This window comes from Edaphobacter sp., from assembly GCF_035532915.1.
In the GTDB taxonomy this organism is placed as follows: Bacteria; Acidobacteriota; Terriglobia; order Terriglobales; family Acidobacteriaceae; genus Edaphobacter.
The window spans coordinates 1-11,014 of the sequence record NZ_DATKQC010000024.1; the positions used below are offsets into that span (position 1 = coordinate 1).

At 56.9% G+C, this 11,014-nt stretch carries 8 protein-coding genes; 5 read left to right on the forward strand and 3 right to left on the reverse strand.

From position 1 onward, the window contains the following. Position 1 precedes the first annotated feature (1 nt). Both rpoC and VMU57_RS00990 read left to right on the forward strand, forming a co-directional pair. Entirely contained in the window at positions 2–4,138 is a 4,137-nt protein-coding gene (gene rpoC, locus VMU57_RS00985) for a DNA-directed RNA polymerase subunit beta' (protein ID WP_325379870.1), read from the forward strand. A 353-nt stretch (positions 4,139–4,491) separates the two neighbouring features. Then, entirely contained in the window at positions 4,492–6,063 is a 1,572-nt protein-coding gene (locus VMU57_RS00990) for a hypothetical protein (RefSeq protein WP_325379872.1), read from the forward strand. A 156-nt stretch (positions 6,064–6,219) separates the two neighbouring features. On the opposite strand, the gene VMU57_RS00995 is transcribed toward VMU57_RS00990, so the two are convergent. Next, positions 6,220–6,720, reverse strand: a complete 501-nt coding sequence (locus VMU57_RS00995) for a VOC family protein (RefSeq protein WP_325379874.1) — start codon at positions 6,718–6,720, stop codon at positions 6,220–6,222. A 111-nt stretch (positions 6,721–6,831) separates the two neighbouring features. On the opposite strand from VMU57_RS00995, the gene VMU57_RS01000 reads away from it, so the two are divergent. Both VMU57_RS01000 and VMU57_RS01005 read left to right on the forward strand, forming a co-directional pair. Then, complete coding sequence (locus tag VMU57_RS01000; protein WP_325379876.1) at positions 6,832–7,056, forward strand: hypothetical protein; 225 nt, start codon at positions 6,832–6,834, stop codon at positions 7,054–7,056. 23 nt (positions 7,057–7,079) lie between these two features. Next, positions 7,080–7,760: a PEP-CTERM sorting domain-containing protein gene (locus VMU57_RS01005; protein WP_325379878.1), complete on the forward strand. Its 681-nt coding sequence runs from the start codon at positions 7,080–7,082 to the stop codon at positions 7,758–7,760. Between the two features lie 84 nt (positions 7,761–7,844). Here VMU57_RS01005 and VMU57_RS01010 read toward each other — a convergent pair whose 3' ends face one another. Together VMU57_RS01010 and VMU57_RS01015 are read right to left on the reverse strand one after the other, a co-directional pair. Continuing rightward, complete coding sequence (locus tag VMU57_RS01010) at positions 7,845–8,921, reverse strand: type III polyketide synthase (protein ID WP_325379880.1); 1,077 nt, start codon at positions 8,919–8,921, stop codon at positions 7,845–7,847. A gap of 348 nt (positions 8,922–9,269) precedes the next feature. Next, positions 9,270–9,824 (reverse strand): CGNR zinc finger domain-containing protein, encoded by a 555-nt coding sequence (locus VMU57_RS01015; protein WP_325379882.1) that lies wholly within the window; start codon positions 9,822–9,824, stop codon positions 9,270–9,272. A gap of 169 nt (positions 9,825–9,993) precedes the next feature. Between VMU57_RS01015 and VMU57_RS01020 the strand changes: the two genes are divergently transcribed. Continuing rightward, positions 9,994–10,977: an alpha/beta hydrolase gene (locus VMU57_RS01020; RefSeq protein ID WP_325379884.1), complete on the forward strand. Its 984-nt coding sequence runs from the start codon at positions 9,994–9,996 to the stop codon at positions 10,975–10,977. The last annotated feature ends 37 nt before the right edge of the window (positions 10,978–11,014 follow it).

Consider the following 11,014-nt stretch of genomic DNA (forward strand, 5'->3'; position numbering starts at 1 on the left):
TCTGAAGCTTTCGCTGGCATCGCCGGAAACGATCATGTCGTGGTCGCACGGCGAGGTCACCAAGCCCGAGACCATCAACTACCGCACCTTCAAGCCGGAGCGCGACGGCCTCTTCTGCGCCCGCATCTTTGGACCTATCACCGACTGGGAGTGCCTCTGCGGCAAGTACAAGCGCATGAAGCACCGCGGTGTCATCTGCGATAAGTGCGGCGTCGAAGTTACGCTCTCGAAGGTCCGTCGCGAACGCCTCGGCCACATCGAGCTCGCCAGTCCCTGCTCGCACGTCTGGTTCTTCAAGGGCCTGCCGTCGCGTATCGGCCACCTGCTCGACATCTCGCTGCGTGAGCTCGAAGCCGTCCTTTACTTCGAGTCCTACGTCGTCGTCGATCCAGGCGACGCGCCCGTCAAGGAGCGCGAGGTCATCAAGGACGAGACCAAGTTCCGTGAGCTCGACCAGCAGTACCGCCCCTCCGGCTTCAAGGCGATGATGGGCGCCGAGGCGATCAAGGAACTCCTCAAGCGCGTCGAAATCACCGAGCTTGCCATCGAGCTGCGCGAACGCATGAAGACCGAGACCTCGCTGCAGAAGAAGCTCAAGTACTCCAAGCGCCTCAAGATCGTCGAGGCTTTCCGCAAGTCCGACAACCTGCCGCAGTGGATGATCCTCGACGTGATCCCGGTCATCCCGCCAGAGCTTCGCCCGCTGGTGCCGCTCGACGGCGGACGCTTCGCCACGTCCGACCTCAACGACCTCTATCGCCGCGTCATCAACCGCAACAACCGCCTCAAGAAGCTGATGGACCTGCACGCACCCGAGGTCATCGTCCGCAACGAGAAGCGCATGTTGCAGGAGGCCGTCGATGCTCTGTTCGACAACGGCCGCCGTGGCCGCGTCCTGCGTGGCGCGAACAACCGTCCGCTGAAGTCGCTCTCCGACACCCTCAAGGGCAAGCAGGGCCGCTTCCGTCAGAACCTTCTCGGCAAGCGCGTCGACTACTCCGGACGTTCGGTCATCGTCGTCGGCCCCGAGCTGAAGCTACACCAGTGCGGTCTTCCCAAGAAGATGGCGCTCGAGCTCTTCAAGCCCTTCATCTATCATCGCCTCGAACAGACCGGCCACTGCACCACCATCAAGCAGGCCAAAGAGATGGTCGAACTGCAGGACCCCATCGTCTGGGACATCCTCGAAGAGGTCATCAAGGATCACCCTGTCCTGCTGAACCGCGCCCCGACTCTCCACCGCCTCGGTATCCAGGCGTTTGAGCCGGTGCTCGTCGAAGGCAAGGCGATCAAGATCCATCCGCTCGTCTGCACCGCCTTCAACGCGGACTTCGATGGCGACCAGATGGCCGTCCACATTCCGCTCTCGCCCGAGGCTCAGATCGAAGCCAGCGTGCTGATGCTCGCTTCGCACAACATCCTCTCGCCCGCCAGCGGCCAGCCCATCACGGTGCCCACGCAGGACCTCGTGCTCGGCATCTACTACCTCACCAAGGCGAAGATCAACGCCAAGGGTGAAGGCCGCGTCTTCGCCAACATCGAAGAGGTCTTCATGGCCCTCGAAGCCAAGCAGGTCGAGACCCTTACCCCGATCCGTCTGCGCTACACCGGCCCTGTCCTCGACATGACCACAGCGTACGACGATCAGGACCTCACTCACACCGAGCCGGTCGAGTTCAACCGCCAGTTCATCTCGACCACCGTCGGCCGCGCCATCCTCAACGATGCGCTGCCCGACGCGATGCCTTACGTCAACGGCCTGCTCAAGAAGAAGGGAATGGGGCAGCTCATCAATTACTGCTACCTGAACCTCGGCCTCGAAGTCACCGTCAAGACGCTCGACAAGATCAAGGACCTCGGCTTCAAGTACGCCACCCAGTCCGGCCTCTCCGTCGGCCTCGACGACATGGTTATTCCTGCCTCGAAGTACACCGTCGTCCACGAGGCGGAGAAGCAGGTCATCAACGTTCAGCAGCAGTATCTAGATGGTGCCATCACCAACGGTGAGCGTAACAACAAGGTCATCCAGATGTGGTCCACCGTCACCGAGCGCGTCGCCGACGACATGTTCAACAACATGAAGCAGGCCGACAAGGACGGCGCCATGAATCCGATCTACATCATGGCCGACTCCGGCGCCCGTGGTTCCAAACAGCAGATCCGTCAACTCTCCGGTATGCGCGGTTTGATGGCCAAGCCCTCAGGCGAAATCATCGAAACCCCCATCACGGCGAACTTCCGCGAAGGCCTCACCGTTCTCCAGTACTTCATCTCGACCCACGGAGCACGTAAGGGCCTCGCCGATACCGCGCTCAAGACCGCCGACTCGGGTTACCTCACCCGCCGTCTCGTCGACGTTGCGCAGGATGTCATCATCTCGCACAATGACTGCGGCACGGTCGAGGGCATCTACGTCACGCCGATCATCGAAGCCGGTGAGACCATCGAGCCTCTGCGCGACCGTATCATCGGCCGCGTCTCGCTCGAGAAGCTCAAGGACTTCGAAGGCAAGACCATCGTCGAAGTCAATCAGGAGATCGACGAAGATCTCGCCAGCGCAATCCAGGCTGCCGGTATCGAGAAGGTCAAGATCCGCTCTGTGCTCACCTGCGAGTCCAAGCGCGGCGTCTGCATCCTGTGCTACGGCCGTAACCTCGGGTCTGGAAAAATGGTCGAGATGGGCGAAGCCGTCGGCGTCATCGCGGCGCAGTCCATCGGCGAGCCTGGAACGCAGCTCACCATGCGTACCTTCCACATCGGCGGAACCGCCAGCCGCGTCTCCGACGCCTCTCACCTCGAGGCCAAGAACTCCGGTACGGTTCGCTTCATCAATCTGGTCACCGTCCGTTCCAAGTCCGGCGACCTGGTCGCGATGAACCGCAACGGTTCGGTCGCCATCATCGACGACAAGGGCCGCGAAAAAGAGCGTTACGCCATCGTCTACGGCGCCAAGCTCAAGGTCGAAGAAGGCGCCAAGGTCGGCATCGGCGACAAGCTCGGCGAGTGGGATCCCTACACCTTCTCGCTACTCACGGAGATCGCCGGAACCGTCCAGTTCAAGGACCTCCAGGAAGGCGTCACCCTCAACGAAGAAGTCGACGAAGTCACCGGCCTCAGCCGTCTGGTCGTCGCCGACTCTCCCGACGAGAAGCGCCAGCCCGCGATCATCATCAAGTCGGCGCAGGGCAACAAGCGTTACCTCATGCCTTCGCGTGCTCACCTTATGGTGGCCGACGGCGATGAGCTCTACCCCGGCGACATCCTTGCCAAGATCCCGCGCGAAACCACGCGCACCAAGGACATCACCGGCGGTCTGCCCCGCGTCGTCGAACTCTTCGAGGCCCGCAAGCCCCGCGACCCGGCGATCATCAGCAAGATCGATGGCGTCGTCCGCTTCGGTGAAGTCTCCAAGGGCCAGCGCAAGGTCTACGTCACTGCCGACAACGGTCAGGAAGAGGAGTACAGCGTTCCCCGCGGTGTCTACGTCAACGTGCAGGAAGGCGAACGCCTCCGTGCCGGTGACGCGCTCATCGACGGTCCCCGCAACCCGCACGACATTCTGGAAGTCCTCGGCGAGCGTGCTCTCCAGCAGTACCTCGTCAACGAAATCCAGGAAGTCTATCGCCTGCAGGGCGTAGCCATCTCCGACAAGCACATCGAAACCATCGTTCGCCAGATGCTTCGTTGGGTCAAGATCGAAGAGGTCGGCGACACCACGTTCCTCGTCGATCAGCAGACGGACCGCTTCCGCTTCAACGCCGAAAACCAGCGCGTCCTCATGGAAGGTGGCCGTCCCGCCATCGGCCGCTCGCTTCTGCTCGGCATCACCAAAGCGTCGCTCTCGACCGACAGCTTCATCTCGGCCGCCAGCTTCCAGGAGACCACTCGCGTACTGACCGAAGCCAGCATCAACGGCTCTATCGATACGCTGCGCGGCCTCAAGGAAAACGTCATCGTAGGTCGCCTCATCCCCGCCGGTACCGGCATGGAGTACTACCGCAACGTCCAGCTCTCACCCGAGCTCGAAGAAGCGGCAGCCCAGGTCCAGGCCGAGGTACAGGAAGCCCACGACGCCGAAGAGCGCGAACTCGAACAAATGCGCATGGAAGGCGAACAGGAAGAGATGGCCGCCGAGTAAGCATCGCATGCAGCAGACGCGCTTCGCGCAAAAACAAACAAACGGCAGAGCTTTGGCTCTGCCGTTGTTTTGTTTGCAGTTAGATCTTTCCGAGATATATTCAAACTGTCCCACCTGGCACACGAATTACGGCTGAGAACAAAAAACGATGCAATCAGAGCAGAAGGTTTGATCAGACTTCTGACTCCAAACGATTGAATTCGTATTGTCCGATGTTGTTCTTAAGAAGAACACGAGGCAAAGTTCAAATGAGCAGCATAGACGATAGAAGCAGTACTGTCCGGGCTCAATGGGGCTTCCGTCTGGCAATCACACTGTATGCCCTCGTTGCCAGTTGGATATGCAGGTTCACCATGAACCCTGACGGCATGTCCTATCTGGATGTAGGTGATCAGTATTGGAAGGGCAACTGGCACGCCGCGCTTAACTCCTATTGGTCGCCACTTTACACATGGCTGACCGGTCTAGTGTTTCGGATAGCGAGACCATCGATGCGCTGGGAATTTCCCGAAGTGCATCTGTTGAACTTCATAATTTTTGTAGCAACACTATTTTGTTTTGAGTTTTTCTGGCGCGAACTGCTGGAGTGGAGAGACGAGACCAGTGGGACGGGGGCCTCGCGGAAGTATGCATGGTGCATTGGATATCTGTTATTCACTTACGTGCACTTTGTCATTCATCCGTTATCGTTGGTGACACCAGACTTGTTGGTGGACGCTTTGGTCTATGTAATATCAGGGATGATGCTGCGATTTGTCGCCGCGCAAGTGAATGCGGCTTCTGCAGTGTTGTTTGGGGTTCTGGTGGGAGTTGGTTATCTGGCCAAGGCAGCGATGCTCCCCTTCGGCCTGTTAGTTTTTGTTGTCATGTTCGCTGTCGCTTGGAAGCGCCGTGCCGGCAAGTGTTGGGTCGGGATAGCGGTGCTCGGTTTTCTGCTAATTTCGGGCTCATTTATTTCGGCACTTTCATGGAACAATCATCGTTTTACTTTTGGAGACTCAGGGAAGATGAATGTAGCGTGGTTCGTAAATGGATTTCTTGAACAACGCCAGTGGCAGGACGGCGGAACGACACACACGCAATTCCAACATCCAACACGGAAGCTTTTGGACTCGCCAAAAGTATACGAATTCGCAGTGCCCGTTGCGGGGACCTACCCCGTCTGGTATGACCCGACCTACTGGAATGCTGGAATTGACACGCGGATGCATCCGTTGAAGGAAATGCTTGCATTCAGAAGAAATATGCTTGACCTTTCAGAATACGTATTTCTGAGGACTGGATTTGTAACGGCAGCGCTGTTGTTAATGTTTCTACTCAGCGATCGAAGAAAGGAGTCTCGACGAAGGCTATTGAGCCTTTGGCCCATCATAGTGCCCGCAGTTGCGGTGTTCCTGATGTACGCGATGGTGTTTTTGGAGCCAAGATATTTTAGCGGGGACACTGTTATTTTATGGGGAGCAGTGATGGCTTCCACCAGCATTGAAGATGAAGAACAGGGCGAGAAGTTATCCCAGGCTGCGAGTCTCGCGCTGGCCACAATGGTTTTCTGCTTGTTGCTGCCAGTTCTCATCAGTAGCCACCGGAAAGATGAGCAATTCGGCGAACAGGTTGCTCTAGCGGAACAGCTACACTCGATGGGGATGAAAAAAGGCGATCACGTAGCATTAATGGGGGATGGTATGACGGCATATTGGGCGCAGCTTGACAAAGTCGAGATTGTGGCCGAATTGCCCCAAAGTTCGCAGGCTGGAGATTCGGAAGCAACATTCTGGAATGCTAGTCAGGACCGTGAACGATCAATTCTAAATATGCTGGAAGGCACTGGTGCGGAGGAGGTCATTGCAAATGCGCCCCCAAAACTCATGCCTCATGGATGGTCCCGAATAAGTAATACCGGATACGCGGTTTATTTCTTTCGCTGAAACGAGCAGAGATCAATTGCCGGGTGCTCGCTTGATTGAGCCAAGAACAATCAAGCGCCCCATCCTTCGCATTTGCGAAGGGCGGGAGTGCATCATTTCACCGGACGAAAGAGCCATCCTTCTCAAGCCCGACATATCCAACTCAGCATTTTAACTCTAGCGCGCGGCTTCATCAGCAGACGCCAGCAACTTCTGTAAATCCAGTGGCCGTGTAAACATCGTCAGCTCGCCATCTGCATTCCTGGGCCACTCTTCGCGCGGACGATCCCAATACAGCTCGACCCCGTTCCCGTCCGGATCGCGCAGATACAACGCCTCGCTCACTCCATGATCCGCCGCACCATCGAGAGGCACGCCCGCCTTCATCAGCCGCTCCAAAGCATCCGCCAGCGCAGCCTGCGTCGGATACAAAATCGCCAGATGATAAAGCCCCGTTGTTCCCGGAGCAGGAGCAGTCCCGCCTGCGCTCTCCCACGTATTCAGGCCGATGTGGTGGTGATATCCGCCCGCAGATATAAACGCGGCAGAGTTGCCAAATCGCAGCGTCAACTCAAACCCAAGCACACCGCAGTAGAATCCCAGCGCCCGTTCCAGATCGGCCACCTTCAGATGGACATGCCCAATCCGTACTCCCGAATCGATTGTCACTTCGCTCATATCCTTTAGATGATTGCCGGCCCCGCCGGGTGTCAGGTCTTTGTAATGCGCGACCGGCTCCGATGCTTCTGGTCATCACCACCTTGTACGCCCGAGATCCCTGGTGGAACCTTGCCACTGATTCATGTGGTCCTTGTTTCTGTTGAAGGAAGTGGAGATGCGGATACGGGTAAAGTCATTCTCTTATTTGTGCAAAAAATTGCGTTGTTGGGGTTGCCTGAAACAAAAAAGATAAATCAAGTCATTCTTTCTATGCGACTAAGCGGGAGAGGTTTTCCGGTTGAGGTTGGCACGATACCTGCATCTACTCAGGGCGAGGCAGTTGCCCGAACGTAAATTAGCTTTCACCGGAGACCCATATGATCAAACATCTCGCTTTGCTCACCGCTTTAGCGTTCAGCGGCGTCGCTGTCGCCCATGCCGATACCATTACTGGAGGCTTTGCCGCCTCCGGTGGCGCGTCCTATACAGCTCCTGCGCCCACCAGCGGTACCCTAACCTTCAACGGCAGCACTGCGGGATCTGGCCTCGGCACTGTCGATGGTACTGTCACTTCTGGCACCCCGGCAGGTGGATTTATGACGTACCTGGGCGCTGGCGGCCAATCCATCACTTACTTCCCTGCTTTTCCTACTGAATCGCCCCTTCCCTACAGCAGCGGTGCGAATGCTGTCCCTACCGGTATCTACGCACCGGGTCAGACCGGTGTCGAACTCTTCACGGTGACCGGCGGCGGAGAAAACTTCCACTTCTACATGTCCGACTATGACGCGACCTATACGGCTGGAACCTCGTCTTGCCCAATCAGCTGCCTCACATTTACCGGCGATGGCTACTTCACCGGAGACGGAGTTGCAACTATCGATAATTCTGCTGGGCAATTTACGTTTACGTCCCAGTACCTGAAGGGCCAGAACTTAAGCACTTCCTTCTCCGCATCGGTCGATTCCAGCCCTGTTCCAGAGCCGGCTTCGCTCGCGCTCTTCGGCACCGGTCTGCTCGGAGTCGTCGGGTTGGCACGCCGCAAGTTCAAGGTCTAGGTTGTTCAGGTTCAGGTCCTTGCAAAAGACGGGAGCCGCAAGAGGCTCCCGTCTTTTTGTTTCGCAGGCTAAAGCAGTATCGAGCTACCACTGAAGCAGGAGCAGTTCCGAGCAGAAGGCCGGCCCCATTGCGCCAATCATGCTGTAGCAGCCTGGGCTTCCTGGCCGGTTCATCAAAAAATCTTCCATTACCGTCAGAACCGAGGCCGACGACAGGTTGCCGCGTTGGCGAAGGCTGTTCCACGAAGCTGAAAGAGCCCCGCGGGGCAGGTCCAGGCTGGCTTCCATAGCCTTCAGAACCTTGGGTCCCCCGCTATGGAAGATGAAGCTGCAGATCTGCCCCATGGTCAGGTCGTTGTCATCGAGAAAGCCCTCGACGGTTCCGCGAAGCTCGTTGGTTACAAGGTCGGGAACTTCGGCGGACAACACGATGTTGAATCCGGTCTCGTTGATCTTCCATCCCATCAGATGCTCCGTGTCGGGGTACATGGTCGAACGGGTGCTGACCACTCGTGGGCACGGGTCTTGCACGCTGGTCGGCTTCTGGGCCAGCGCCGTCTCTTCGCCCGCAAGAACAACAGCGGCTGCGCCATCGCCAAACAGACCGCTGGCGACCAGGTTAGCCATCGACTGGTCCTGGTCCTGCCAGGTAAGTGAACACAGCTCTACCGCAAGCAAAAGAGCGTACTGCTTGGGATAGGCGCGCACATAGTCGGTGGCACGAGATATGCCCGCAGCACCTGCAACGCAGCCAAGACCGAAGATCGGCGTGCGCTTGACCGTCGCCGGAAAGCCCATCAGATTCACCAGTCGCGCGTCGATGCTGGGGCAGGCGATCCCGGTCACCGAGGTGAAGAAGATGGCAGAGATATCGGACGGGGTGAGACCAGCGCGGTCGAGCGCTGACTGAACGGCCTTCTGTCCCAGATCGAGAGCACCCTCAATCCAGGCATCATTCGTAGGGCCGAAGCCGGAAAGACTCCCCAGGGTATCCAGCGGGAACATGATATTGCGGAAGTCGACGCCGCAGTTGGCGTGGAGGCGTTCCATCGCGGCTGGTATTCCGGGCCTGTCTTTCATACGGCCTTTCAGAGCTTCGGTAATCTCGGACTGGGGATAACGATGGGGTGGATAAGCGGTACCTACAGATACAATGCGCATGGGCTTTACAACCTTTTCGGGAGAGGTTAAGTGTCGTTCTGAGTACCGACGCAGATCGTCAGCGAATATCATTTGGCAGAAATTTCACAAAATACCCGTACGAGCGGCTGGGGGAAGGGAAATGCATCCAGCGCACAGGTTAAACCCAAGGGGGGATCAGTGAGCTCAGTATAGCGCAACCGAAGGTTGTACGTAATCACACAATAATGGAGTTGATTTTAGGTTTTTTTGCACAGAAAATCCACAGGAGGCAAGAGCTTATCCATTGTTAAGGAAGCTCATCTCCCCATTCCTCGACAAGAATGTGACTTTGGATCTGGGTTCGCAGTCTTCAGGACAGATCTGGCGTTAGGTCGGATTTTCCTGCTCGCGCTGACGAAACGTGGCGACTTTATTGCGTGTGCCGCATGTTGCCATGCTGCACCATCTGCGGCGATGAGCGCGGGTGCGGTCGTAGAACCAGAGAACGCACGCGGGGTTCTCGCAGTGTTTGATCATGCTAAAGTCGCCGTCGACCAGCAGTTCCGCGGCGGAGACAATCAGCGGCCCCAGGATCTCTTCGGGCGTTTTTAGATCCCATTGCCGTTCAAGGCGCAGCCCTTCCTTGCCGTCCGGTATCAACTTCAGATGGTTTCTGGCCTCATAGAGGAAGCCGTTCATGATACCGTGGCCGGGTTCTCCCGCCTTGCGATGCTTGATTGCGCCCTGGATTGCTGCGCGGAGGCCTAGTCCAACCTCCAGGAGCATGTCAGGGTAATACTTAGCTGCAGACTTATCCACAGGCCAGCCTGCGTGGGCGAGCCAACGCAGGACATCGTCGTCTGTCTGAAGTAAATCAATGAGTTCTCCATTAATACGAACGACAGTATTCATGAAATCCAGCGCTGGATGATCGGCCAGCATGAGAAATTCGTGCCTAGGGGGCTTTGCAGCTTTTGGGAGTCTGTCAGCGCTCTTTAATTTCATGTAACCATTGTATCTTTGTTTTACCGGTTACATCTCATCTTTTGTAACCGGTAAAATGCAGTTTTACTGGTTACGGGTTTCCCTGACGTTTTTCGGAGAGATTTTAATGAACCGTCGCAATTTTCTTGTGCAGGCTGCCGCCTTCGCCAGCGCTGTTCCCTCATCGTATGCGCAACTTTCAACTGGAAAGATCATGAAAGGAAAACCCATGACCGAGAAAGCAAATGTTCCTCTGACCAAGATTCATCACATACAGGCCGACGGTATGAACGTCTTCTATCGCGAGGCGGGCCCAGTCGATGCTCCAGTGGTATTGCTGCTGCACGGCTTTCCCACATCGTCATTTCAGTATCGCGAGTTGATTCCTCGTCTCGCTGACCGCTATCGAGTGATTGCACCGGACCTTCCCGGCTTTGGGTTCACCGAGGTTCCTGCGGAGCGCAACTATAAGTACAGCTTCGATTCGCTGGCAAAGACGGTCCAGGCTTTTACGGAGGCGCTTGGTTTGAAGCGCTATGCGCTCTATATCTTCGACTACGGTGCGCCTACCGGCCTGCGGGTTGCGATGGCGCATCCTGAGCGCGTGACCGCGATCGTCTCGCAGAACGGCAATGCTTACGAAGAAGGTCTGGGCGATGCCTGGGCTCCCAGCCAGCGGTACTGGCGCAACCCGACGCAGGAGAATCGCGACGCCATGCGCGAAGGGCTAACCCTCGAAGGAATTCGCTTTCAGTACACCCACGGCACGCCTGACCCTGCCGCCATCGCGCCTGAGGGCTACACGCTCGATGCTGCTTTGATCGAGCGTCCGGGCAAGGCGGACATTCAACTGGATCTCTTCCTTGACTATGCGAACAACGTGAAGCTCTACCCGGCCTTTCAGGAGTACTTTCGAAAATCGAAGCCGCCGCTGCTGGCCATCTGGGGCAAGAACGATCCTTTCTTTATTCCGCCGGGCGCAGAAGCCTTCAAGCGCGACATTCCGAATGCGGTGGTACAGTTTCTGGATACGGGGCACTTCGCTTTGGAGAGCCACGTTGAAGTGATCGCTGCTGCTATGCGGGATTTTCTTGCGAATGCCGTGGCCTGAGCTCATGATTTCTTTTTAATTGACAACGATTTGTTGA